Annotated in this window: 21 protein-coding genes; 14 read left to right on the top strand and 7 right to left on the bottom strand. The window is 64.5% G+C overall.

Going from position 1 to position 23590, the window contains the following annotated elements; translation table 11 throughout:
* Positions 1-7: 7 nt before the first annotated feature.
* Genes accC through aroQ form a run of 3 tightly spaced genes read right to left on the bottom strand, consistent with a single transcriptional unit; the run spans position 8 to position 2276 of the window.
* Positions 8-1363, bottom strand: a complete 1356-nt coding sequence (gene accC / locus ACQY4K_RS17350; protein WP_428391449.1) for an acetyl-CoA carboxylase biotin carboxylase subunit — start codon at positions 1361-1363, stop codon at positions 8-10.
* Positions 1363-1824, bottom strand: coding sequence for an acetyl-CoA carboxylase biotin carboxyl carrier protein (locus tag ACQY4K_RS17355; protein WP_428391450.1), 462 nt, complete (start codon positions 1822-1824; stop codon positions 1363-1365). Before ACQY4K_RS17355 ends, accC begins: the two co-directional genes overlap by 1 nt.
* Positions 1821-2276, bottom strand: coding sequence for a type II 3-dehydroquinate dehydratase (gene aroQ / locus ACQY4K_RS17360; RefSeq protein ID WP_428396194.1), 456 nt, complete (start codon positions 2274-2276; stop codon positions 1821-1823). Before aroQ ends, ACQY4K_RS17355 begins: the two co-directional genes overlap by 4 nt.
* A 228-nt stretch (positions 2277-2504) precedes the next feature.
* Between aroQ and ACQY4K_RS17365 the strand changes: the two genes are divergently transcribed.
* Positions 2505-3092, top strand: coding sequence for a septal ring lytic transglycosylase RlpA family protein (locus tag ACQY4K_RS17365; protein WP_428396196.1), 588 nt, complete (start codon positions 2505-2507; stop codon positions 3090-3092).
* 13 nt (positions 3093-3105) lie between these two features.
* Here the strand turns inward: ACQY4K_RS17365 and ACQY4K_RS17370 are convergent, their stop codons facing one another.
* Positions 3106-4140: a YihY/virulence factor BrkB family protein gene (locus tag ACQY4K_RS17370; RefSeq protein WP_428391451.1), complete on the bottom strand. Its 1035-nt coding sequence runs from the start codon at positions 4138-4140 to the stop codon at positions 3106-3108.
* 312 nt (positions 4141-4452) lie between these two features.
* On the opposite strand from ACQY4K_RS17370, the gene ACQY4K_RS17375 reads away from it, so the two are divergent.
* On the top strand, positions 4453-5613 hold the full coding sequence (locus ACQY4K_RS17375) for a type III PLP-dependent enzyme (protein ID WP_428391452.1): 1161 nt from the start codon (positions 4453-4455) through the stop codon (positions 5611-5613).
* 26 nt (positions 5614-5639) lie between these two features.
* Here ACQY4K_RS17375 and ACQY4K_RS17380 read toward each other — a convergent pair whose 3' ends face one another.
* Genes ACQY4K_RS17380 through ACQY4K_RS17390 form a run of 3 tightly spaced genes read right to left on the bottom strand, consistent with a single transcriptional unit; the run spans position 5640 to position 9665 of the window.
* Complete coding sequence (locus ACQY4K_RS17380; RefSeq protein ID WP_428391453.1) at positions 5640-6707, bottom strand: flagellin; 1068 nt, start codon at positions 6705-6707, stop codon at positions 5640-5642.
* An 11-nt stretch (positions 6708-6718) separates the two neighbouring features.
* On the bottom strand, positions 6719-8290 hold the full coding sequence (locus ACQY4K_RS17385; protein ID WP_428391454.1) for a flagellar hook-associated protein FlgK: 1572 nt from the start codon (positions 8288-8290) through the stop codon (positions 6719-6721).
* A 43-nt stretch (positions 8291-8333) separates the two neighbouring features.
* Positions 8334-9665: a flagellar hook-basal body complex protein gene (locus tag ACQY4K_RS17390; protein ID WP_428391455.1), complete on the bottom strand. Its 1332-nt coding sequence runs from the start codon at positions 9663-9665 to the stop codon at positions 8334-8336.
* Between the two features lie 255 nt (positions 9666-9920).
* On the opposite strand from ACQY4K_RS17390, the gene ACQY4K_RS17395 reads away from it, so the two are divergent.
* From ACQY4K_RS17395 to ACQY4K_RS17450, 12 genes are all read left to right on the top strand, one after another.
* Positions 9921-11591 carry a flagellar hook-length control protein FliK gene (locus ACQY4K_RS17395; protein ID WP_428391456.1) on the top strand — a complete coding sequence of 557 codons (1671 nt, stop codon included), beginning with the start codon at positions 9921-9923 and terminating at the stop codon, positions 11589-11591.
* A gap of 26 nt (positions 11592-11617) precedes the next feature.
* Complete coding sequence (locus ACQY4K_RS17400; RefSeq protein WP_428391457.1) at positions 11618-12358, top strand: flagellar hook assembly protein FlgD; 741 nt, start codon at positions 11618-11620, stop codon at positions 12356-12358.
* A 160-nt stretch (positions 12359-12518) separates the two neighbouring features.
* Entirely contained in the window at positions 12519-14204 is a 1686-nt protein-coding gene (gene fliF, locus ACQY4K_RS17405) for a flagellar basal-body MS-ring/collar protein FliF (protein WP_428391458.1), read from the top strand.
* Between the two features lie 28 nt (positions 14205-14232).
* Positions 14233-15219, top strand: a complete 987-nt coding sequence (gene fliG, locus ACQY4K_RS17410; protein ID WP_428391459.1) for a flagellar motor switch protein FliG — start codon at positions 14233-14235, stop codon at positions 15217-15219.
* Positions 15220-15223: 4 nt separating this feature from the next.
* Complete coding sequence (locus tag ACQY4K_RS17415) at positions 15224-15919, top strand: hypothetical protein (protein WP_428391460.1); 696 nt, start codon at positions 15224-15226, stop codon at positions 15917-15919.
* Positions 15909-16229 carry a flagellar motor switch protein FliN gene (gene fliN, locus ACQY4K_RS17420; protein WP_428391461.1) on the top strand — a complete coding sequence of 107 codons (321 nt, stop codon included), beginning with the start codon at positions 15909-15911 and terminating at the stop codon, positions 16227-16229. The genes ACQY4K_RS17415 and fliN overlap by 11 nt, the downstream gene beginning before the upstream one ends.
* Position 16230: 1 nt before the next feature.
* Positions 16231-17568 carry a sigma-54 interaction domain-containing protein gene (locus ACQY4K_RS17425; protein ID WP_428391462.1) on the top strand — a complete coding sequence of 446 codons (1338 nt, stop codon included), beginning with the start codon at positions 16231-16233 and terminating at the stop codon, positions 17566-17568.
* Between the two features lie 3 nt (positions 17569-17571).
* A complete protein-coding gene (gene flhA / locus ACQY4K_RS17430) occupies positions 17572-19677 on the top strand; it encodes a flagellar biosynthesis protein FlhA (RefSeq protein WP_428391463.1) in 2106 nt (701 codons plus the stop codon).
* 18 nt (positions 19678-19695) lie between these two features.
* Positions 19696-20787, top strand: coding sequence for a hypothetical protein (locus ACQY4K_RS17435; protein WP_428391464.1), 1092 nt, complete (start codon positions 19696-19698; stop codon positions 20785-20787).
* 13 nt (positions 20788-20800) lie between these two features.
* A complete protein-coding gene (locus ACQY4K_RS17440; protein ID WP_428391465.1) occupies positions 20801-21637 on the top strand; it encodes an AAA family ATPase in 837 nt (278 codons plus the stop codon).
* Between the two features lie 228 nt (positions 21638-21865).
* Complete coding sequence (locus ACQY4K_RS17445) at positions 21866-22702, top strand: carbon-nitrogen hydrolase family protein (RefSeq protein ID WP_428391466.1); 837 nt, start codon at positions 21866-21868, stop codon at positions 22700-22702.
* Between the two features lie 86 nt (positions 22703-22788).
* Entirely contained in the window at positions 22789-23580 is a 792-nt protein-coding gene (locus tag ACQY4K_RS17450) for an NAD kinase (protein WP_428391467.1), read from the top strand.
* The last annotated feature ends 10 nt before the right edge of the window (positions 23581-23590 follow it).

Consider the following 23590-nt stretch of genomic DNA (forward strand, 5'->3'; position numbering starts at 1 on the left):
CTGCCTCTCAGGGGTCGGTGCGGTCCTGCCTGCCGACGAACTGCTCCAGCCAGTGGATTGTGTAGTCGCCGGCACGGAATTCCGGGTCGGCCAGGATCCGCTTATGCAGCGGGATCACCGTCTTGATGCCGCTGATGACGCACTCGTCGAGTGCGCGTTGCATGCGCGCGATCGCCTGCTCGCGGGTCGGTGCGTGTACGATCAGCTTGGCGACCATACTGTCGTAGTAGGGCGGCACCACGTAGCCGGCGTAAAGCGCACTGTCGATCCGTACGCCGAGGCCGCCGGGCGGGTGGTACATTTCGACCCGGCCGGGGGTCGGCGCGAAGGTTTCCGGATCCTCGGCGTTGATACGACACTCGATGGCATGGCCGGAGATGCGAATGTCGGACTGCACGTAGCCCAGCGGGGCGCCGGCGGCGATGCGGATCTGCTCGCGCACCAGGTCGATGCCGCAGACCATTTCGGTCACCGGATGTTCGACCTGCAGCCGGGTGTTCATTTCGATGAAGGCGAACTGGCCGTCCTGATAGAGGAATTCGAGGGTGCCGGCATTACGGTAGCCGAGCGTCTTCAGCGCCGCGGTGGCGACTGCGCCGATCGTGTCGCGCGCCGCGGCGTCCAGCGCCGGTGAGCCGGCCTCCTCGAGCAGCTTCTGATGGCGGCGCTGCAGCGAGCAGTCGCGCTCGCCGAGATGGACTACCGCGCCGTGGCTGTCGGCCAGGATCTGCAACTCGATATGGCGTGGCCGGTCGAGATATTTCTCCAGGTACACCTCGTCATTGCCGAACGCCGCCCGGGCCTCGGTGCGGGCGATCCGCCAGGCCTCCTCCAGCGCCTCAGCGCTCTCGGCCACCTTCATCCCACGCCCGCCGCCGCCGGCCGCGGCCTTGATCAGCACCGGATAGCCAACCTCGGCGGCGACCGTGCGCGCGGTCTCGAGGTCGGGCAGGGCGCCGTCCGAGCCCGCCACCAGCGGCACGCCCAGCGAGCGCATCGCCGTCTTGGCGGTGATCTTGTCGCCCATCATGCGGATATGCTCGGGCGAGGGGCCGATGAAGGTGAGGTCGTGCGCCTCGACGGTCTCGGCGAAGGCGGCGTTCTCGGAGAGGAACCCGTAGCCGGGATGGATGGCATCGGCGCCGGTGATCGTCGCCGCGGTCAGGATCGCCGCGACGTTGAGATAGCTGTCGCGCGCCGCGGGTGGTCCGATGCACACACTCTCGTCGGCGAGGCGTACATGCATGGAGTCCGCGTCGGCGGTGGAGTGCACGGCGACCGTGCGGATGCCGAGCTCGCGGCAGGCGCGCAGGATACGCAACGCGATCTCGCCGCGATTGGCGATGAGGACCTTGTCGAACATCACTCGACGATCGCGAGGACTTCGCCGAACTCCACCGGCTCACCGGACTTGACCAGCATTCGGGTCAGAATCCCGGCGCGCGGCGCCTTGATCTGGTTGAAGGTCTTCATCGCCTCGATTAGCACCAGCGTCTGCCCGGCGCTGACCTGCTGGCCCTCCAGGGCGAACGGCGGCGTGCCGGGCTCGGGGGAGAGATAGGCGATGCCGACCATCGGGCTCTTGACCGCGCCCGGATGCTTGGCGTGATCGACGACGACGCTGGCCGGGGCGACCTCCGCACCCGCCGGCCCGATCGCCGCGATCTGAGGTGCGCCGGGCGCCATGGCTTGAACCATGGCGGGCGCGCGCACGACGCGAATTCGGCTGTCCTTCTCGGCGATCTCGATTTCGGTCAAGCCGGTCTCGTTGAGGATGTCGGCCAGGGCACGAATCGCATCCCCATCGACCAGAAGCCGGCTCATCGATCGTCCTCGTCCATCAGAATGTCCGCCATCGCCGTCAACGCCAGGCCGTAGCCGCGCACGCCGAGCCCACAGACTACGCCCATTGCCGCCTGCGAGACGTAGGAGTGCCGCCGGAAGTCCTCCCGGCGATGAATGTTCGACAGGTGAACCTCAAGCACCGGCAGCTCCACCGACAGCAGCGCGTCCAGCAGCGCCACGGAGGTATGGCCGTAGCCGCCCGGGTTGATGATGATGCCCCTCGCCCGCCCACGGCACTCCTGCACCCAGGAGATGAGCTCGCCTTCGCCATTGGTCTGGCGGAAATCAATGGCGACATCGAGCCGCTCGGCCGCCTGGATGCAGACCTGCTCAACGTCGTCGAGGGTGGCCCGGCCGTAGATCGCGGGTTGCCGCAGCCCGAGCATGTTCAGGTTCGGTCCGTTCAGGACGGAGATCAGCGGCGGCCCCATGACCGGGGCGTTAGCATGACCGCGCGCGCTCTCCAAGCGCCCTCGATCGTTGCTATGGAAGATCACCTTCAACCCATCCGAAGTGCTGATGATCGTATAGCACAACGACTGTAAAGTGGTCGCCGACTGTATGATTTACTGTCTCGTCTCCGAGACAATCAGTCTCTTGATTTTTCGATCCTGGTCATCCTTACTGTCGCGGCAAGATCAGGAGTGCCCGCGGACGTGATGCCCAGGAGCCGACCACCCTCGCCGCGGCATGCCGCGCACCGAAATCTGACCCTGGCATGCCTGGTGATCGTCGCGGGCTTGAGCAGCGCTCAGGCGGGTGCTGCCACCGTGACGCCGCCGGTCACGGCGTGGGCGGCCTCAGTGCATGCCGCACTCGCGGCCCAAGCGCGCGACGCCAGGCTGTGGGCGCATCGCAAGGTCATCCAGACTGGTCTGGCGAGCTGGTATGGCCGTGACTTCGCCGGTCATCGGACCTCCAGCGGCACCCGGTTCGACCCGATGAGGCTGACCGCCGCGCATCGCACGCTGCCGCTCGGGACCCGGCTGCTGGTGACCTCGCGCACTACCGGGCGTTCGGTGGTGGTGACCGTCAATGATCGCGGTCCGTTCGCCGGGACGTCTCGGATCATCGATCTCTCACGTGCCGCGGCAGTGCGTCTGGGGATGGTGCGCGACGGCCTGAACCGCGTCACCCTGCAGCGCGTGGCACCAGCCGTCGACAACGATATCGAGGTGGCGCAGGCGGCGAGCGGTGATGACAGCACCCAGGCCGTTACCGCGGCAGGGCCCGCCGCCGGCCGCTGACCCGGGCTGCGGGCTACCCGTCCGCCACATGATCGGCGACATAGGCGCCGCGGTTACCCATTGGTTGTGCCTCGCCGGTGGTGCTGTCCTGAGCCGTCTGCAATTCGAGCTCCGCGTTCAGTTCGGCGCCGAGAAGCACCACATAGGCGGTCACGAAGAACCACATCATGATGCCGACTACGGCACCAAGCGGTCCGTAGGTGGCGCCGTAGCTCGCGACATGGCCGACATAGTAGGAAAACGCGGTCGAGGCGAGCAGCCAGAGCAATGTCGAGACGATGGCGCCCGGCGCCACCCAGTGCCAGCGCGGCTCCTGGCGGGATGGCCCGAACCGGTAGAGCAGCGAGAACGCCACCGCGACGAACAACACCAGCATGACCGGTGTGCCGAGCCGGATCAGCGTCTGCGTCTGCTGCTGAACGATGGCGATGTGAAAGTGGTCCGGCACGAAGCTCAGCACCGCGGGCAGGAACACCAGCAGCGCCACGGCCAGCACCGCGCCGAGGATGCCGCCAAGGGTCATCCCGAGTGCGGTGGCCTGGTAGCGCAAAAAGGAGCGCATCTCGCGCTCGTCATAGGCGATGTTCAGCGCGGCCAGCATGGATTTGGTGCCGGCCGAGGACGACCATAGTGTCACCAGCACGCTGATGATCAGGCTGATGGTCAGGCTCTTATGGTTCTGGCTGACCAGCAGATGGATGCGGTCGTTGATCAGCGCGTAGGCCGGTCCTGGCAGCAGATGCTTGAGGATCCGCATCTGCGGCTCGACGGTCAGCGGATCGAAGGCGAGACCGTAGACCGAGATCAGCATGCTGATCGCCGGAAATAGCGCGAGCGTGCCATAGAAGGCGCACCCTGCGGCGGCCAGCCCGATCCGGTCGGAAATCATCTCCGACACGGTGCGCCGGAGTACCTGCTTCCAGCCACGCCAAGGGATTTGCACCGGCTTATGTGCATGGCGCCCGATCTGCGCGGCGCCATGATGGTCCGCCTCAGAGGACGCCGATCCCGGCGCCTTGGCGGCCGGGCCGATCACGCGCTCCTGCATGTCCAATGGTCTCCATCGCTACCGGTCATCGCGCATACGCCTGTTGTATCAGCCTCTTCGGCATAACGGTTTCAAGCGACAGTCGCGATTTTAGGTTGCATCGCCGCTGATCCGGGCCCATATGGCGATCACGCAGCAACGCACGTGCCACTGGCCCACTGAGGTTACGCAACGACGTCAAGCGTTCTGGCAATCGAGGCTCCGTCGTTTGGAACGGCGAGGTCTCAACTTTGGTCGCTGGTCCGTTAGACCGTTTCGCAACGCATCCATTGCCTGTCTCAGGTGGATGATACAGAGGGAAGGTGGGGCGCGATGACTCCCAAAATCGCACGCTATCTGCACGATCGCGTGCCGGCAACGCCGTGCCTCGTGGTCGATGTTGACCGCGTTGAAGAGCGCTATCGTGCATTGCACGCAGCTCTCCCACTCGCGCGGATTTTCTATGCGGTTAAGGCCAATCCGGCACGTCCCGTGTTGGAGCGGCTCATCTCGCTCGGGTCCGCGTTCGACGCCGCCTCTTGGGAGGAGATCGCGCTGTGCCTGAGCGCCGGGGCCGAGGCCCAGGCGATATCCTTCGGCAACACCATCAAGAAGGTCTCCGCAATCCAACGCGCGCATGCCGCCGGGGTGGCGATGTTTGCCTTCGACAGCGACGAGGAGCTCGACAAGCTCGCCCGCTACGCGCCCGGATGCCGCGTCTATTGCCGAATTCTGGTCGAGAACGCCGGTGCCGAGTGGCCGCTCTCGCGCAAGTTCGGCACCGGCGTCGAGCATGCACGCACGCTCATGCTGCGCGCCCGCGACCTTGGTCTCGATCCGTATGGCCTGTCGTTCCATGTCGGCAGCCAACAGACCAGCACGGCAGCCTACGAGGCCGCCATCGCCAGGGTGGGCCTGCTGTTCACCGACCTGACACGCAGCGGGCTGGATGTCCGAATGGTCAATCTCGGCGGCGGGTTTCCGACCCGCTACCGCGATGATGTGCCGGAGATCGATCAGTTCGCGCTGGCGATCACGCACGCCGTGACGCGCGCCTTCGGCAATGCCCTCCCCGAACTGGTCGTCGAGCCAGGCCGGTTCATCGTCGGCGATGCCGGCGTCGTCTCGTCTGAAGTGGTGCTGGTCAGCCGTCGCCGCGTCGAGGCCCAGGGCGACACGGACGACCTGCCCAAGGACGCGCTACGCTGGGTTTATCTTGATATCGGTCGCTTCGGCGGCCTCGCCGAGACCGAGGGTGAGGCCATCAAGTACCGCTTCCGCACCCCGCATGATGGCGGCCGCACCGGACCGGTGGCCATCGCCGGACCGACCTGCGACGGTGCCGACGTGCTGTACGAACGCAGCGCCTACCGCCTGCCGCTCGATCTCGCCTGTGGCGAGCGGGTGGAGCTGCTCTCGGCGGGTGCCTATGTCTCGACCTATTGCTCCACCCGCTTCAACGGCTTCACGCCGCTTGCCGAGCATTACATTTAGCGGCGGCGCGACGCCGGGTCCAAGCGTCAGAGATATTGCGCGAGGGTCAGGGTCTTCATGTCGGCAATCAGGGTGTAGCTCGCGGTCAGCTGAGTCTGCGTTGCGTTTTGCTGGCTGATGACGGTCGCCTCGTCCACATTCATGATGTTGCCCAACTGAGCCTGCAGCGCCTTGTTGACGTCCGACAGCGTGCTGCTCTGGGCGGTGACCGTGGCTTGCGTTTGGCCGACCTGGGCGATCAGCCCCTGGATCCTCTGGCCGACATCGGCCATGTGGCTGGCCGTGTCGGTGACGAGTTGCGTAAAACCGGCGCTGGACGGGTCTGCACCGGCCAGGCCGGCGGCGCTCGCAAGCGCCATGATCAGGTCGCGGATCGGCGAGCCGGTGCTCTGCGCATTGGCCGCACCGCCTTGCGTCGCGACGATCCCATTGGCGATCGTCTCGCCTTGGCCGATCTGAAGCTGCGGCACCGACCCTTGGGCGAGCACGGCGCTCGTCGAGAGCTGCGCCGAGAACACGCTCCCCGCGGGGCTGTTGTCGCTGGCCGCGGCCAGTGCTGCACCTTCGGTGGCGGCGACGCCCGTGGTTCCGACCGAGGCGACCGTGGAGATGATGCTCGAGACCAGGCCGGTGGAGGCCAGATCGCTGCTGCTGACCGGCGGCTGATCCGATGCGGTGCCGGCAAACACGTAGTTGGCGCCGCTTTGCGTATTGAGGAGTGCGCCGAGCTCGGTGAGTTGCTGTTTGGCCTTTGCCGAAACGCTCGCAACCTCGCTTGGCGAGGATAGTGCGGTGAGGCTGAGCAGCGAGCTCTGCAAATCGCTGGCGATGGCGCTGATGCCTGTCAAAGCCGTCTGTGTCGCTGACAGCTTGGTCTGACTCTCGCTCAGATTGGTCTGCCAGGCGGTGGTGGCGGTGATCTGCGGCTGCAGGCTGAGTGCGGTGTAGGTTTGCGCGCCCAGGCCGGCAAAGCTGTTGGAGACAACGCCGCTGTTCTCCTCCGCGGTGAGCGCCTCATTGCGCGTCGATAGGGTGTCGATGCCGCGAAGCAGGTTTGGCATAAGTCCGAGAGTGCTGCTGATGGCGCCCGACATGCTGCTGGTCCTCAGGTGATCGCGGCCGCGAGGGCCGTGAACATTGCCTCCACCGCGGCCACGACCTTGGCGTTCGCCTCATAGGCGTTCTGCAGGGCGGTGACGGCGGCAAGCTGGTTGTCGACGGAAACACCGGAGCTTGCGGTCAGATTGCCCTGCAGCGTGGTCTGGATATCGGTCTGTCTGGTCTGCTGCGACGTGGCGTCGGCGATTGTCTGCGCCTGGCTGCTGGTCAGGGTCGTGGCCAAAGTGGCAAGGCTGCCGCTCCCGGAATAGGGCGCTGAGAGGGTTCCGTTGGCGCCAAGACCGCTCACGCGAGCCGCGGGCTGCGGGCTTCCGGCGGCAATCGTGGTGCCAAAACTGTTGCCCAGGATGCGCGAGATCAACGTCGTAAAGCCGACCGGGCCGCCGCTTGGGTTGGGGGTGAAGGCGGAGGCGCCGGTGAGCACGGCACCCGGCACGATCGCGGCGCCAGGGGTCGGATCCTGGATCGCCTGCGTGCCGTCGCGGACCAAAGACGGGTTGGCGGTGACGGCCGGATTGACCTGGATGTCGGCGGAGAAGCCGAGCTGGCCGCCAGGGGCGGCGAGAGTCGGGTTGGCCCCGGGAAGGTTGCCCGATGCGTCTGTGAACAGGGTCAGCCCCTGCGCGGAGAACCGGTTTGCCAGGGCGGAGGCAAACGAATCCAGCTCGCCTTGCATGGTCGGCAGCGTGGTGTCGCGCAGCGTGATGTTGGCGCCGAGCGCCCCTCCGGTCAGCGCGCTGGTGACATCCTGGCCGTTCAGCTCGATGGAGGGGATCGTTCCGGGGTAGGCATCCGATGCGCCAATCGTCGCATTCTGTGTGGAGAGCGGCGCGGTGACGCCACGGGTCGGCAGGATCAGGCCGTTCGCCGTGCTGACCACCATGTCCCCGGTTGCGGTCTCGTTGAACTTGACGGAGACCACCGAGGAGAGGGTGCTCATTGCCGCGGAGCGCTGGTTCTCCAGGTCGGCGGTATCGGAGCCGGCGGCTTTCAGGTTCATGATCTGCTGTGACAGACCACCGATTGTCGCCAGGCTGCCGTTGATCGTGTCCACCTCCGAGACGATCGCGGCTTGCGCGTTCTGACGTTGCGCCTGGTAAGTGTAGGAAACGGTATTTATGGACCCGGCCACGGTCGCGGCATTCGCGAGGATGGTCTGCTGCTGGGTGGAATTGGAGGGGTCCGCCTCCAGTGTGGTAAAGCCGCTCTGTAGATTGCCAAGGTTGTCCGATAGCGTGCCACTGGCACCGGCTCCAGCGCTCGTCGATCCCTGCACGCTGCTGACGGCGCCCAGCGCGTTGGTGGTCACGCCGAGCCCGGCGACGACCGCGTTTTGGGCATAGAGTGCCGATTGCAACGTCTGGTTGACGGCGAGCGTGGTCAACTGGATCGTAACCCCGCTGACCTGCCCGCCCGCGTCGCGCGAGGCGACGTTGGCGACCTCGGTGATGTAGCCTGGCGTGCTTGCGTTCGCCACGTTCTGCGACGCCACCGCCAGCTCGTGCTGAACCGCAGCCAGGCCGCTCGAGGCGATCGAGAGCGTCGAGTTGAGGTTCATGCGCGGTCAGCCTGCGCCGGGTCTGGTTAAGGCTTCGTAAAGACTACTGCTTCATTGCCAGCAATGTTGAGAGCATGTTGTTGGCGGTCGAGACCACCTTGGCACTCGCCCCATAGGCCTGCTGCGCCACGATGAGTTTGGTCAGGTCGGTGTCGAGGTTCGAGGTCGAACTCTCGATTGATTTCGTCTCCAGGTTGCCTGCACCATTCTGCCCCGTCATCTCGAGCGACGCCGCTCCTGAACCAGCGCTCGCCGTGTAGGCTTGGCCGTCCTGTCCCTGCAGGGCGTTCGCATCGCCGAAAGTGGCCAGCGGCACGGTGGCGATGAGCTGGGTCTCGCCATTATCAAAGGTTCCCATGACGGACCCATCTGCCTGGATCGTGAAGCCGGTGTAGCTGCCAGCAGAGGTGCCGTCCTGGGTCGGGCTGCCGGCATTGAACGCGACCCCGCTGGCCGTGGTCATGCTGGTGCCGCCGGGGCTGCCGATCGTTCCGAGATTCAGAGCGATCGTGTTGGTCGTATCCGCGCCGACCCCGCCGATGTTGAAGCTCGCCGCCGCCCCCGCACCCGAGGTGACCACCGCAGGCGTTCCCTGGGCGATCGACTGCAGCGAGCCATCCGCATTGAACACCACCGTCGCCGTCGGCGCCGTCGCGGCGTTGGTGCCCGACACACTCAGCGTAAAGGTTCCGCCGGTCGCCGGCGTCGCACCGGCGGCTGCGGTCGCACCCGCGGTCTGCGTCCAGGTCAGGCCAAGCTTCTGCGCTCTGCCGCTGGTATCATAGACGGTCTGGCTTGACGTCTCCGGCGTGCCGGAGGCGCCGGCGGCGAGGGTGGAGACGCCGGCAACGGTGGGCGCCATCGTCACGGTGCTGGTCGCCGTGGGCTTGTAGGTAACGTTATTGACGTTAATCGGGACCAGAGTGCCGGTGTTGAGCTTGCCCGAGGTTGCATTGACCATGTAGCCGTCGAGATATTGCCCGGCGCTGTTGACGAGATAGCCGTTCTTGTCCGATGAGAAGTCGCCAGCCCGCGTGTAATATTGCGTGCTGCTGAACACAGGGGTGTTTGCTGTCGATGTGCCCCGAGCCTCATTGACGGCAAAAAAGCCGTTGCCGCTGATTGCGAGCGCCGCGTTGGCAGAGCTTGCGGTGATGGTGCCCTGCGCCTGGTTTTCATACTGCGTCGTTGCTGAAACGCTTCCGGATTGATCCTGCAGCCCGCCAGACGCTTCAACAAGGTCTGAAAAGCTGGTATCCACGGCTTTATAGCCAGTGGTCTGGCTGTTTGAGATGTTGTTGCTGATATTGCTGAATGCGACGGATTGCGACGTCAGGCCACTGACCGCCGTGTCCATTGCGCCAAAAATCGACATGCTGCTTCTCCCTGATCCAAATGAGATCGTCTGCAAAGGAGAGAGCAGGAATCATGCCAGCTCCGGATTTCTGCACCTCGCGACCTTGCCATGCTTCATGAATTCCATGATTAGAATAGCTTGGGTCAGTCGAGCGTGAGTACGACGCGCTCCCGTCTGGCTGCGCCTTTTGTGCGGCGGCAGTTGCCGGTCGGCATTTCCTGCCCGGCATAACCGCCCTTTAGAAGCCCCTTGGACGAGTCTGCACCGGCCGCAATGGCAGAGATCGAATTTGGCCCGATGCTTGCACTCCACTGCACCGCAATGAGCAACGATCTCCCGACCCTGGCGATCACCCCAGCCACTGGCCTGCCGACCGCGCCTTCCGCGCGCGTGCAGCCCGACGTCAGCACGATGTCAGGACGCAGCGCTGACGCGACAAGGCGTGGCGGCGGCTTCGAGCAGGCACTCGACCGCGCGGGTGCTGCGCATTTACCAATTGGAAAGGATTTAGCAGTAAATCCTGTCGCACCATCGCCAACCATCTCCGGACTGTTCAGCATACTCAAGGCAGGCAATCAGACACCCGGGCTAACCATGGAGCGCTCCTCTTCCCAGACCATTGTGGCGCGAAATCCGCAAGGCCCGCAAAACCCGGCAAGTGCAAAGACCGCGCCGGCAATGATCCATCGTTCGCAAACCCTCAAGTCAACCAAGGCGTCTTCCGCAGACCATTCCGATACAACAAGAAAGCCGTCAAGTGAGACACAGCCGGATCCGGCGAACAGCCTTTTAATACCGTCGATCATCCCTACCGTGCCGGCCGCTGCTCCTTTGCCCGCGGACCTCCATACCCAGACTGAGCCAGTCGCAGCGGACGCGGTTACAGCGGCCGCGGGCCATGTGCCGGATAGCGGGAATCAATCTCTTCCCACAGCCGTGCCGCCAGGTTCGTCTGATATCGTGACCCAAGGGCTCGTCAACGGGTTTGCCCTGCCGGGACTGCGACCTGCACAACCACCAACCGGCAAAGATGCCGGCGCGCGCCTAAAACCGACAACCCAGAGCGTCGCGCAGCGCCCGCCAGCCGGTAGCCTCATCGCACCACCGCCGTCTCCGACACCAGCGCAAGGCAATCTTCCCTCCACACCTCCGACGCACCATGCTTCGGAGCACACTGAGCATGCTGCCAGCAACTCGTCTGCAGTCACCAACAGCCGGCAGGTCCTGGGCGAGGGCGGCGCTGCACGCAGTGCCGCTGCCGCTAACGTTCGTCCGCCATTAAAAGTGTCGCCCGCACACCAAGAAGGCGCCTCCAGTGACGCGACGGGACCCTCGCCAAGGGCTTTGCCATTGCCGGTTACGGGAGCGGCGGCAGTGGCGGTCGCGCCGGGTCTGCTCAACGCACAGCAGGTAGCCCCCGCGACCATGGCCACAACGCCGGCGCTGTCCATCGCGGCACAGGTTTCCCCCGCGCTGGTCTCGCTGGTCACCCGCAAGGACGGCAGCAACGAAATGACCGTCTCGTTGCACCCTCGTGATCTTGGCCAGGTCGATATTCGGATCGCCCGCGGCGCGGACGGCTCAACCATTGTCACTGTCACCGCAAGTCAGCCGCAGACGTTGCAGGAGCTGGCATCAAACGTCCATCACCTGCATGCAGCACTCGACGCCGCCAACATTCCTCTCGACAGCCGGACATTGAATTTCGCCGCTCCGGCAGCACCCGATACGAATCAGCAGGCCCAGAGCGGCTCCAACGGAGGCAACGCTTCGACCACCCAGGATCAGGGCAACGCCCCAGGCTACCAACGCCAGGACTCACAGCAGGGACAGCATCGCCCGTCGCAAGCGCTGCCTCTCATCGGAACCACACGCTACGATTCATCCCCGCCGGTGATCACCCAACGAACCTGGCAGATCAGCGGCCTTAACATCACCGCCTAACCCACCACCCAAGCGAGGGCCAGACCATGAGCGGCAGTATTTCGACATCGAGCAGCCTTCTGACGTCAACCGAGAAGGCCGCGAAGGCAAGCGCCAGTGCCGCCGCGAGTGCCAGCACTGGGCCCGCTGCTGGCGATGCCAGTGCTGCTGCATCGAGCGCGCTGTCATCCATCGCCGGCAACTTTAACTCGTTCCTGACCATGCTGACGACGCAGTTAAAGAATCAGGACCCGAGCTCGCCGATGGACTCAAGCCAGTTCACCAGCGAAATCGCAACCTTCGCCGGCGTGCAGCAGCAGGTCAGCACCAACACCAATCTGGGCCAGCTCATCTCGATGACCCAGAATGGTCAGGCGACCTCGGATAGCGGCCTGGTGGGTCAAAAGGCCGTCTTCACCGGAACTCAAATCCCGCTGCAGTCCGGCACCGGCAGTATCGCGTTCACGACCTCAAGCGCCGTGCCGGTCGCCATTGCGGTCACCGATGCCTCCGGCAACGTGGTTCGCACGGTGCAGGAGACCTCGACCGCCGGTGGCAACAGCTGGACCTGGAATGGCAAGGACGATTCCGGCAATACGCTGCCGGATGGAACCTACGGTATCGTCGTCCAAACGCAAGACAGTTCCGGAAACGTAACGCCGGTTGCGTTCACCGGCACCGGCACTGTCACCGGCATCACAAAGGCTACGAACGGCGACATCCTGCTGCAACTCGGTAGCCAGAGCGTTGACATGAACAACGTCAATTCGGTCAGCAAAGCCGCCTAAGCACAGTTGAGCGGCAAAAACTGCCGGGTGATTAACGTTTCGGTAAGGGTGTGATGCCATGATCGTCGGTGCGGCGGTGTGCCGACGATAGAGTGACCGCACCACGGAACGAGGCCATGATTCAGTCCAAAGACGCTAAGAGTCTGGCCCCGCTTGCGTCATGAAGCCCTTCCTGGATGGCTTGAAGGCGCTGGGCACGGCACGGCTTGCCGGCATGGGTGCGGTCGCGCTCGGCATGCTGGTGATGCTCGCAATGCTGGCTCTGCATGGCGGTGCGTCACCACACATGGCGTTGCTTTACGGCGATCTGGACGTTCGCGATGCTGGCCAGATCGCAGACGCGCTCGATAAGGCCCATATCCAGCATCAGATGGGCGGCGCGGATGATGAGATCTTGGTGCCGGCCGACCAGGTGCCAGCCGCCCGGCTGTTGCTGGCCAAAAGCAACCTGCCTTCTGGCGGCTCTGTCGGATATGAGATTTTCGATCGAAGCAGCAGTCTCACTGCCACTCAGTTCGAGCAGACGATCAACGAGACGAGGGCGCTTGAAGGCGAACTCACGCGCTCAATCCGGCTTATTAACGGCGTCCGCGGCGCCCGCGTGCACATCGTATTGCCGCATCGCGAGCCCTTTGCAAGCGAGCAACAGGCGGCACAGGCGAGCGTGCTGCTTTCCATGATCGGCTCGCAGCGCCTCGATCCGGAAGGGGTGCAGGCCGTCCTGAACCTGGTGGCCGCCGCGGTACCCGGGCTCAAGGCGCATAACATTGCCATCATCGACAGCCGAGGCGACGTGCTGGCCCGCGCCGGTCAGCCGACCGGCGCGGTTGGCGCCGCGGGTACCGTCGACGATCTGAGACAGGCGACGGAGTTGCGCCTCGACCGCGCTGTCGAGGAGATGCTAGAGCCCACCGTCGGTGCCGACCATGTACGGGCCGAAGCCGCCGTCACGATGGATGTTGATCAGGTCCACGAGACGCACGAGAGCTACGATCCCGACGAGCAGGTGCTTCGCTCACAACAAACGACGTCCGACAAGAGCCGCAGCACGCAAGCACCGCAGACGACGTCGGTGCAGAACAACCTGCCGAATGCCAACGCCGGCGCAGCCCAGTCAGGCACTCAGGACGATAAGCAGGACGAAGTCAGCAACTACGAGATCGGCAAGACGGTTCGCACGGTCATACAGGATCAGCCAAGGATTGCCCGGATCAGCCTTGCAGTCATGGTGGACGGCGCCATGTCCATCGGGCCAGACCACAAACCCTTGTGGCAACCCAGGTCCAAGGCCGACCTCGACCAGATCGCCACCCTGGTGAAGAGCGCCATTGGCTTCGACGCAAAGCGGGGCGACACCGTCAGCGTCGTCAGCATGCCCTTCGCGCTTCCTGCCATCGACACCGCGCCGAGCGGCCCAGCCGGTCTGTTCGCATTCCGCATGACACGTGACGACATGATGCAGCTCGGACAAACCGGCCTGCTTGGATTGTTCATCCTGCTGGCTCTGTTGTTCGTGGTCCGTCCGATGGTGCTTCGGCTCACTGCCCAGAGCGCTGCCTTGGCGGGCGGTCAGATGAGCGGCGCAATCGCATCGGCTGTCGGGGGTGCGCTGTCCTTCGACTCCGGCAGTCGTGCCGCCTCGAGTGGGCCGCAGCCGACCGGAACCGGGCTGGCCCTGCTCGGCCCCCCGGCGCTTACGGATGAGAGCATGGTCAGCATCGCCAACATCGACGGCAGGCTGCGCGCCTCCTCGATCCGTCAGATCGTCGAGCTGGTAAGCAGCCATCCCGAAGAAAGCCTGTCGATTCTGCGCGGATGGCTTGGCCATGAGCAGGAGGCAGGCTGATATGCCAAGCAAGACGACAACCGCTTCAATGAGCGGCGCGGAGAAGGCGGCCGTATTGATGCTCGCTCTCGGCGAAGAGCAGTGCTCCAAGCTTTTCGAGATGATGCACGAGGAGGAGATCAAGGAAATCTCCTTCGCCATGACGCAGCTCGGCAGTATCTCCGCCGAAGTTGTCGAAAAGCTGTGCCTCGATTTCTCAAACGACATCGGCAACGCGGGAACGCTCGTCGGCAGCTTCGACAGCACCGAGCGCCTTTTGCAAAAGACGCTTTCCCGCGACCGCGCGAGCCAGATCATGGAGGAAATCCGCGGGCCCGCCGGCCGTACGATGTGGGACAAGCTCGGGAATGTAAACGAGGCCGTCCTAGCCAACTATCTTAAGAACGAATATCCGCAGACAGTGGCCGTTGTGCTAAGCAAGGTGCGCTCCGACCACGCCGCGCGCGTGCTTGGCTTGTTGCCTGACGGCTTTGCCATGGAGGTCATCATGCGCATGCTCCGCATGGAGAGCGTGCAGCGCGATGTGCTTGATAGCGTCGAAAAGACGCTCCGATCCGAATTCATGTCGAATCTCGCGCGCAGCACGCGCCGGGACAGTCACGAGTTGGTCGCCGACATTTTCAATAATCTGGACCGTCAGGTCGAGGGTCGCTTCATGTCGGCGCTGGAAGACCGCAACCGTGATGCGGCCGAGCGGGTCAAGGCGCTAATGTTCACCTTTGACGATCTGGCGAGACTGCCGCCTGACGCCATCCAGAAGTTGATGCGGGTTGTTGAGAAGAGCAAACTTCCCATAGCACTCAAAGGTGCCTCCGAGCAGATCCGCAACCTCTTCCTGTCAACGCTTTCCGAACGTGCCGGCAAGTTGTTGCGTGACGAGATCTCGATGCTCGGGCCCATTCGCCTCCGGGATGTCGACGAGGCGCAGGCACAGATCGTAGCCCTCGCCAAGGACCTCGCGCAGCAGGGCGAGATCGAAATCAACGATAACAAAGACGAGCAGATGGTGGTCTGAGATCATGTCCCGCTATCCGTTCTCATCGGCGACATCCGGGGTCCTCTATGCCGAGGATTTCGGTGAGCCTCTCGTCCCCCAGCCACACAAGACAGCACCTGCCGCTGCCAAGGTGGACTCCAAGGCGGTCCTGCCGAGCTTCAGTCTCGACGAACTGCGCGCGGCGGCGGAACGGGCGCGCGCCGAGGGGCGCGACGCCGAACGGCTGGCGTCGGCGCAATTGCAAGCGGCTCAACGCAGCGCCGCTCTCGCCGGTATCGCCGAGGGGGTGCACGCCGCGCATTCACAGGCTGGGCGGCTGGTCGAGCATGGTCTGGATGCCATAGCGTGCACAACACTGGCAATGCTGAGTGCGGCCCTCCCGGCGCTGTGCGTCAGCCGCGCGGAGACGGACCTGCGCAACCTGCTGCGGCACATACTGCCGCCTGCGCGCCATTTGCCGGAACTACACATCCGCCTCAATCCATCGCTTAGACCGGCGCTGGAGGAGGAGGCGACGTCGTTGCTTGAAGGCTCGGCGGTGCGCGTGATCTGGACCGAGGTGGACAAGATGATGCCGGGCGACGTCGCAGTGAGCTGGCAGAACGGCTCGGCGCTGCGTGAGATCAACGCGACCTGCGCCAGTATTCGTGACGCCGTGATGACGCTGCTCGATGACCGGCCCAAATCGCTCGAGATGGAAGCACCCGATGTCCAATGAAATCGATCTGACCGAGCTCTCGGAGGCGGTCCCACAGGACGCACCTGCCTCGCGCAGCGGGCGAGATCTTGGCGCCGTCTATGACATCCCGGTCACTGTCAGCGCAGTCCTCGGGAAATCCACGATGCAGGTGAGCCAGTTGCTGAAACTCGGCCGCGGTGCCGTCGTCGAGCTCGACCGCAAGATCGGGGAGGCCATCGATATCTATGTCAACAATCGGCTGGTTGCGCGCGGTGAGGTCGTCATGGTCGGGGAAAACCGCCTCGGCGTCACCATGACCGAGATTGTCAAGGCCGATCGGGGCATATGATATGCGGGTGCTGATCATCGGCTCGCTTGCCGGCGAGTTGGGTCGGGCAGCGGCAATCGCGGCCACACGCGGCGCGCGTCTCGACCAATGCGACGACGTAACAGCAGGCTTGCTCCGGCTGCGACGCGACGCATACATCAACCTCGTACTTTGCGAACTTGGCCAGGAAATCGGGCGCCTGGTGCGTTCCTTGTCGCACGAGCGGATTGCGGTCCCTGTGGTCGCCTGCGGACTTGAGTCGGAGTCCGAGGCTGCCCTGCTCGCGATCCGGGAGGGTGCGCAGGACTTTCTGCCATTGCCGCCGGACCCCGATCTGATCGCGGCCATTCTGGAAGCGGCAGCCGGCCAGACACACCATGTGATTGCGCGTGACCCGGTGATGTTGGCCGCACTTCGCCGGGCAGAGCAGGTGGCGGGTGCGACGGCCTCGGTGCTGATCACCGGCGAGTCCGGCACCGGCAAGGAGGTTATCGCCCGCCATATCCATCAGCGTTCCCCGCGTGCGCAGGCACCCTTTATAGCCCTCAACTGTGCAGCCATTCCCGAGCATCTCCTCGAATCCGAGTTGTTCGGGCATGAGAGGGGCGCCTTCAGCGGGGCCGCCGGGCGTCGCATAGGCAAGTTCGAAGCGGCCAACGGCGGAACCTTGCTGCTGGACGAAATCAGTGAGATGGACCTGCGTCTCCAGGCGAAGTTGTTACGCGCGATCCAGGAGCGGGAGATCGATCGGCTGGGCGGCGCCTCGCCGGTCAAGGTCGACGTCCGTATCCTGGCGACCAGCAATCGCGACCTCGCTGCGCACGCGGCGAGCGGACGCTTCCGCTCGGACCTGTTCTTCCGTCTCAACGTAATCAACCTGGAACTGCCGCCACTGCGTGCGCGCACTGGCGACATCGCGGCGTTGGCGGAGCATTATGCGAAGCACTACAGCACCCTAAATGCGCTGCCTCAGCGTCGGTTGACTGACGATGCGATCGCCTGCCTGGTCGGTTATGCTTGGCCGGGAAATGTCCGCGAGCTGGAAAATCTCATGCATCGCGCGGTGCTGCTGGCCGAGGGCCTTGAAATCGATGCGTCGCTCCTCGACCTGCCGGCAAGCCGGCCGCAGCCTCGGGTTGCAGCACCAGAGGCCTCAGGCGTCACCGGCCTCGTCGGTCGCCGCATGGATGACGTAGAGCAGGCTCTGATCATCGAGACCCTGCGCCATACATTTGGCAATCGCACACATGCCGCAACCATCCTGGGGATTTCGATCCGCGCCTTGCGCAACAAATTGCGTGACTATGCCGGCCAGGGCCTTGCTGTGCCGCCGCCGACGGCCGGCACCTGGGCCGCCTGATCAATGAGTGGTGCCGCTCTCGAGACGCAAGCGCCGAAGGCCGGCATCGGCGCAATTTCAGCCAAGCTGCAGCGTTATGCGCCGGGCGCGGATATCGGGCTGGCACTTGGTGTGGTGGCCTTGCTGTCGGTGCTGGTGCTGCCGCTCCCCACATTCGTGCTCGATATCGGCCTATCCTTGTCGCTCACGCTTTCCGTACTCATCCTGATGGTGGCATTGTTCCTGCAGCGGCCGCTCGACTTTACCTCGTTCCCGACGATCCTGTTGCTGACAACGCTATTGCGGCTTGCGCTGGAAGTGGCAACGACCCGGCTGATCCTCAGCCACGGGCATGAGGGACCATTGGCCGCGGGCCACGTGGTCGCGGCGTTTGGCGGTTTCCTGATGGGTGGCGACGTCGTCATCGGACTCATCCTGTTCGCAATCCTGCTCGTCGTAAATTTCATGGTGATAACCAAGGGCTCCGGCCGTATCGCCGAGGTCGCCGCGCGCTTCAGTCTCGATGCGATGCCGGGCAAGCAGATGGCCATCGACGCCGAGCTTTCCTCAGGTGCCATCACCGAGAAGGTTGCACGCTTGCGCAGGCGCGAGCTCGAGGAGGAGAGCGGCTTCTATGGTGCAATGGATGGTGCCGCCAAATTTGTACGCGGCGACGCCATCGCCGGTCTGCTGATCACCGTTATCAACATCATCGGCGGTCTCGCCATCGGCATCATCCGGCATGGCATGGCATTCTCTGATGCCGCCGCAACCTTCACCACGCTGACCGTGGGCGACGGGCTCACCTCGCAGATTCCGGCCCTGCTGGTCTCCACGGCGGCGGGTATTGTGGTGACCAAGGGCGGCACCGAGGGTGCGGCCGACGTCGCCCTGATGCGCCAGCTGGGCGGCAATCCCAAACCCTTGGCGCTCGCCTCCGGCGCAGCACTCGTCCTCGGACTGATGCCAGGGTTGCCGATGATCCCGTTTCTCGCGCTGTCCGGTCTCGCCGGCGGTGCTGCCTGGCTACGCCGCAAGGCCCCAGGCAAGACAGCCGAGGAAGACGCAGCCTCGATCGTCTCCTCGGCCCCGTCCGAGCCGCCGGTCAGCGATGCCATGCGTATTGACATGATCCGGCTTGAACTCGGCTACGGCCTGCTGCCTCTGGCAGGCGGGGACACGCCGCGCCTGACCGAACAGATCAAGGCGCTGCGCCGCAGCATCGCCCAGGAGATGGGCTTCGTGCTGCCTCCGGTACGAATCCAGGACAACATGCAGCTCCCGGCAGAGGCCTATACGATCCGGATCAAGGAGATCGCGGCGGGTCGCGGCGAGATACGGCCAACCCGATTGCTGGTTATGGATCCGAGGGGCGGGCTGCCCGATCTGCCTGGCGAGAAGACGACGGAGCCGGCATTCGGATTGCCCGCGCTGTGGATCGACACCGCGCATCGCGAGGACGCGTTGTTTCGAGGATGCACCGTGGTCGATCCGGCGAGCGTCCTGAGCACGCATCTCACGGAGGTGGTACGCGAGACCATGGCCGAGCTGCTCTCCTACTCGGAGACACAAAAGCTTCTGGACGATCTGCCGCGCGAGCAACAGAAGCTCGTAGCCGATTTGATCCCGTCGCAGATTTCCACCGGCGCGGTGCAGCGCGTCCTGCAATCCCTGCTGGCGGAGCGAATTTCGATTCGTGATTTGTCGACTATTCTGGAGGGTGTGCAGGAAGCCTGCGGCAGTGGCGTGCGCGCCGTGCCGCTGATCGTGAACCACGTACGCATCCGGCTGGCCCGGCAGATCAGCGACGCTCATGTCGGACCAGCCGGCTACATACCCTTGATCACGCTGACGCCGATTTGGGAGGCCGCATTCCTGGAGAGCCTGGTCGGACCGCCGGAGGATCGGCAGTTGGCAATGGCGCCCTCGCGACTGAACGAGTTCATCCCGAAACTGCGCAAGGCGTTGGATACGGCCGCTTCTGCCGGTGAGACGCCGGTCGTTCTCGTGACCGGCGCGATCCGCGGCCCGATCCGCTCGATCGTCGAACGACTTCGGCCAACCACGTCGGTGCTGTCGCAGGCCGAGATCTCCGCACGGGTCCGGATCCGCACGCTGGAGACAATCTGATGATCGTTGGGATGTCCGATGCGGATTAGGATATTCCGCGCGCCGACGCTCGCCGAAGCGATGGCGCAAATACGCGCCGAGCTCGGGCCGGACGCATTGATCCTCTCGGATCGTAGCCGCGACGACTACGTAGAGGTGACGGCGGCGCTGGAGACCAATGAGGCACCGGCCTTGCGCGCACCACCCGTCGGCGCCGCATTTGACGATCTCGAGCCATTCAGCGTGTCGCCAGACAGATTTGCCGAGCGCCGTGAACGTCCCGCTGCGCGCACTGGCGCTGCGCGTGCGTCCACCCTCGCCGCCACGCTGATGTGGCACGGTCTCTCCGCGCCGCTGGTCCAAGGCCTGTCGAGCGGGCCGATCGAGAGCGCCTGCGCCCGCCTGTTTCGCTTCGCGGCGCTGAAGCTGGCGACTGGGGACGACCCGCTGCTCCTTGCCGGTCCCCCCGGCGGTGGCAAGACCCTGACGGTTGCGCGTCTCGCCACCCGACTGGTCATGGCTGGCGCACATCCCTTGGTGATCACCGCGGATGGCATGCGCGCGGGCGCGGTCGAACAGTTGGCAGCCTTCACCCGCCTGCTCGGACTCACGATGGTTGCGGCGAGCACGCCCGCGATGCTCGCCCGCGCGATGGCGCGCCGCGAGGGCGCCCAGCCGGTTTTGATCGACGCACCGGGTCTGAATCTTGCTGACCCGTCGCAATCGGAGCTCCTGACCGCGTTGCGTTCGGCGTCGGGAGCTGCCTTGGCCCTGGTGCTGCCATGCGGCCTCGATCCGAACGAGGCCGAGGAGATCGCCTGCGCGCACGCAAGCCTCGGTGCGCATGCGCTGATCGCCACGCGCACCGACCAGTCGCGACGCATGGGTGGCATTCTTCGTGCGGCGGCTGCATCCGGGCTGGCGCTCTGCGAAGCGGGAATGGGAAGTGGGGCCGCGGACAGCCTGGTCGCCATGACACCAAGGCTGCTCGCCAGCCTGTTGACCCGGTGCGCGTCCGCCGAAGCCTCCGGCGGCGGACAATTGCTGGCCCCTGCGGCGGCGGAACGGATCACCCGCTCTGCCTTGCCGATCCACATTGCAGCGCAGCGACGTGCTGCATCCAGTCTTTGAGGCCTTTGCGTCCATGAGCAATGTCCAAGCCCTTCGGGTCCGAACCGCGGCGCCAGCAGGTGCCGGCCGGGTGATCGCCGTCGCCTCCGGCAAAGGCGGCGTCGGCAAGACCTGGCTGTCGATTACGCTGGCCCATGTGCTGGCGACGCGGGACGCGCGCGTGCTGCTGTTCGATGGCGATTTCGGTCTTGCCAACATCGACATCCAGTTGGGCCTCACCCCGGGGCGCGACCTCTCCGACGTCGCAGCCGGTCGCGCCGGCCTTGCCGACGTCATTACGCGCTATGCGGGTCAAGATGGGAACATACCGGAATTCGGCATCCTGCCGGGTCGCTCGGGGGCTTCGGTCCTCTCCGGGCTGGAGGTTCCGGCTCTCGACCTGCTTTTGACCGAATTGCGCGGACTGAGCGCCTACGACACCATTTTGCTCGATCTTGGCGCCGGCATCGACCGGATCACGCGCCGGCTTGCGGCCTGGGCGGATACGTTGTTGGTGGTCACCACCGATGAACCCACGGCGTTGACCGATGCCTACGCTGTTCTGAAGCTGCATGCACGCGACCGGGTGGTGCTCGGCGGAGCCGCGAGCGGCGGCGAGGCGAGCCCGACGATCGATGCCCGCATCGTGATCAACCAAACATCAAGCAACACCAGCGGCGAGCGGGCTTATGCGACCCTGGCACGCGCCTGCACCAATTTTCTGGGCAGAACGCCACCCTTGGCCGGGGTCATCCGCAAGGATCCGTGCGTCAGCGAGGCGATCCGCCGTCAGGCGCTGCTCGCCAGCCGCCACCCAAATACGCAAGCAGTCCAGGATGTGGAACTCCTGGCTGACGGCTTGCGGCGCTGACGCAACCTTGCGGGTATGTCAAGCGCTTGGTCATGCATGATGTGTGACCATGCACCCATAAGCACTCCGCTCATTTTCGAGACGTGGTTGCAAACCGATCTGCAGCGCCTGTATGACGAGACGCTGTATGAGCCGGTACCCGAAGACCTGTTGCGGCTCATCCCGCAGGTCTCGGATCGCGGCTTGGACCAGGTATGAGGCGCGTAGGTTCCCAAACGGAGGCCTTGCTTGCGGATAAGCGTCGTCCAGATGTCGCCGGGCAGCGACAAGAGCGATAACATCCTCAAGGCGGCTCGCCTGATCGAGTCCGCCATCGCGGCCGACCGGCCCGATCTGGTGGTATTGCCGGAAATGTGGTCGTGCCTCGGCGGTGGCCGGGCTGCAAAGCTTGATGCGGCTGAGACTTTTCCAGACCCTGACGGTGCAGGAGACGTAGGTCCTGCATATGCGTTCCTGCAAAAAACTGCGCGCGGCGCTGGCATTTTCGTCCATGGCGGCTCGATTGGAGAGCGCGCCGGCGAGCGTATTGCGAACACCGCGCTGGTGTTTGGTCGCGATGGTCGCGAGTTGGGACGATATCGTAAAATACATCTGTTCGATGTGCTGACGCCGAATGGTGAGGGTTACCGCGAGAGCGACACGTTCACCGCTGGTGAGACTGTCGTCACGGTGCAACTGGGCGCGATCAGAGCCGGTCTCGCCATCTGCTACGATATACGTTTTCCGGAGCTTTTCCTGCGGCTGCGTCGCGCGGGGGCCGAGTTGATCATCGTACCAGCGGCATTTACGGCGGAGACCGGCGAGGCGCATTGGGAGACGCTGCTGCGTGCACGGGCCATCGAGAGCCAATGCTGGTTGGCTGCTTCGGCAACGTGCGGGGCGCACCACGACGCAAGCGGTGCGACCCGGATGACCTACGGGCACTCCATGCTGATCGATCCATGGGGCACGGTCGTGGCGCGGGCGTCGAACGGATCCGGTTGGGCTACGGCCACGATCGATGGCGAACGCACACGTAAGGTGCGATCGGGGATGCCTGTGCTGGATCACCGGCGGCTCGCCTGATGGAATGCTGGCCCCCCGATGGTGAAGGGCTGGGCGAAATGCTCCCTGATCCCGGGGGCTTGGAGGTAGGGCCGGTCGAACCCGGGATGAATCCAGTATGGCCAGCGGGGACGGCGCTTCGGCGGATTGCCTTCGTTGCGGCCGCCAACCCGCTCGCGCAGGAGGGACTCCTCCGTTTCGAACAGCGCTACGGCAATCTGCCTGTCGGTGATGCGGAGGTGGTGGTCTGCCTGGGTGGCGACGGATTCATGCTGGAGACGCTGCATACTGTGCTGCACAGCGGCATACCGGTCTACGGCATCAATTGTGGTTCCGTGGGGTTCCTGATGAACCCGCTGCTGGAGGAGGGACTGCCCGAGCGGCTGGTCCGGTCGCAGGGTGCCGTGCTCCATCCTTTGCGCATGCATGCCGTGACGCAATCCGGGCTGGTGGAAGAGGCTCTGGCCCTGAACGACGTATTCCTGTTCAGACAGACCCGTCAGGCCGGCAAGATCAGAATCATGGTGGATGGCCGGGTGCGGCTGCCGGAACTCGTCTGCGATGGCATCCTCGTCTCCACGCCAGCCGGGTCGACCGCCTATAATCTCTCAGCGCATGGGCCGATCGTGCCGCTTTCGGCCAATCTTCTGCCGCTGACGCCGATCAGCGCCTTCCGGCCGCGACGCTGGCGCGGCGCGTTGCTGCCGAGTTCGGCGGACGTCGAATTCCACATCCTCGACGGCGAAAAGCGGCCGGTTGCGGCGGTCGCGGATTTCACCGAGGTTCGAGATGTGGTCTCCGTAGCGGTCAGTGAGGATCGCAGTCTCAAGACCACAGTACTGTTCGACCCCGACCAGAGCCTTTCGGAACGGATCATTGTCGAACAATTTACGGTTTAAGTATCTCTCG

The organism is Lichenicoccus sp. (assembly GCF_965276875.1).
Taxonomy (GTDB): Bacteria; Pseudomonadota; Alphaproteobacteria; order Acetobacterales; family Acetobacteraceae; genus Lichenicoccus.

What these genes read in the sequence shown, in the direction of transcription:
- ACQY4K_RS17450 (WP_428391467.1), top strand. Translation starts at nt 22,789, where the DNA reads ATGAATCCAGTATGGCCAGCGGGGACGGCGCTTCGGCGGATTGCCTTC.
- flhA (WP_428391463.1), top strand. Translation starts at nt 17,572, where the DNA reads ATGAGTGGTGCCGCTCTCGAGACGCAAGCGCCGAAGGCCGGCATCGGC.
- ACQY4K_RS17400 (WP_428391457.1), top strand. Translation starts at nt 11,618, where the DNA reads ATGAGCGGCAGTATTTCGACATCGAGCAGCCTTCTGACGTCAACCGAG.
- fliN (WP_428391461.1), top strand. Translation starts at nt 15,909, where the DNA reads ATGTCCAATGAAATCGATCTGACCGAGCTCTCGGAGGCGGTCCCACAG.
- ACQY4K_RS17365 (WP_428396196.1), top strand. Translation starts at nt 2,505, where the DNA reads ATGCCCAGGAGCCGACCACCCTCGCCGCGGCATGCCGCGCACCGAAAT.
- ACQY4K_RS17355 (WP_428391450.1), bottom strand. Translation starts at nt 1,824, where the DNA reads ATGAGCCGGCTTCTGGTCGATGGGGATGCGATTCGTGCCCTGGCCGAC.
- aroQ (WP_428396194.1), bottom strand. Translation starts at nt 2,276, where the DNA reads ATGGGGCCGCCGCTGATCTCCGTCCTGAACGGACCGAACCTGAACATG.
- fliF (WP_428391458.1), top strand. Translation starts at nt 12,519, where the DNA reads ATGAAGCCCTTCCTGGATGGCTTGAAGGCGCTGGGCACGGCACGGCTT.
- ACQY4K_RS17425 (WP_428391462.1), top strand. Translation starts at nt 16,231, where the DNA reads ATGCGGGTGCTGATCATCGGCTCGCTTGCCGGCGAGTTGGGTCGGGCA.
- ACQY4K_RS17385 (WP_428391454.1), bottom strand. Translation starts at nt 8,290, where the DNA reads ATGAACCTCAACTCGACGCTCTCGATCGCCTCGAGCGGCCTGGCTGCG.
- fliG (WP_428391459.1), top strand. Translation starts at nt 14,233, where the DNA reads ATGAGCGGCGCGGAGAAGGCGGCCGTATTGATGCTCGCTCTCGGCGAA.
- ACQY4K_RS17380 (WP_428391453.1), bottom strand. Translation starts at nt 6,707, where the DNA reads ATGTCGGGCGCCATCAGCAGCACTCTCGGACTTATGCCAAACCTGCTT.
- ACQY4K_RS17435 (WP_428391464.1), top strand. Translation starts at nt 19,696, where the DNA reads ATGCGGATTAGGATATTCCGCGCGCCGACGCTCGCCGAAGCGATGGCG.
- ACQY4K_RS17395 (WP_428391456.1), top strand. Translation starts at nt 9,921, where the DNA reads ATGGCAGAGATCGAATTTGGCCCGATGCTTGCACTCCACTGCACCGCA.
- ACQY4K_RS17375 (WP_428391452.1), top strand. Translation starts at nt 4,453, where the DNA reads ATGACTCCCAAAATCGCACGCTATCTGCACGATCGCGTGCCGGCAACG.
- ACQY4K_RS17370 (WP_428391451.1), bottom strand. Translation starts at nt 4,140, where the DNA reads ATGCAGGAGCGCGTGATCGGCCCGGCCGCCAAGGCGCCGGGATCGGCG.
- accC (WP_428391449.1), bottom strand. Translation starts at nt 1,363, where the DNA reads ATGTTCGACAAGGTCCTCATCGCCAATCGCGGCGAGATCGCGTTGCGT.
- ACQY4K_RS17440 (WP_428391465.1), top strand. Translation starts at nt 20,801, where the DNA reads ATGAGCAATGTCCAAGCCCTTCGGGTCCGAACCGCGGCGCCAGCAGGT.
- ACQY4K_RS17390 (WP_428391455.1), bottom strand. Translation starts at nt 9,665, where the DNA reads ATGTCGATTTTTGGCGCAATGGACACGGCGGTCAGTGGCCTGACGTCG.
- ACQY4K_RS17415 (WP_428391460.1), top strand. Translation starts at nt 15,224, where the DNA reads ATGTCCCGCTATCCGTTCTCATCGGCGACATCCGGGGTCCTCTATGCC.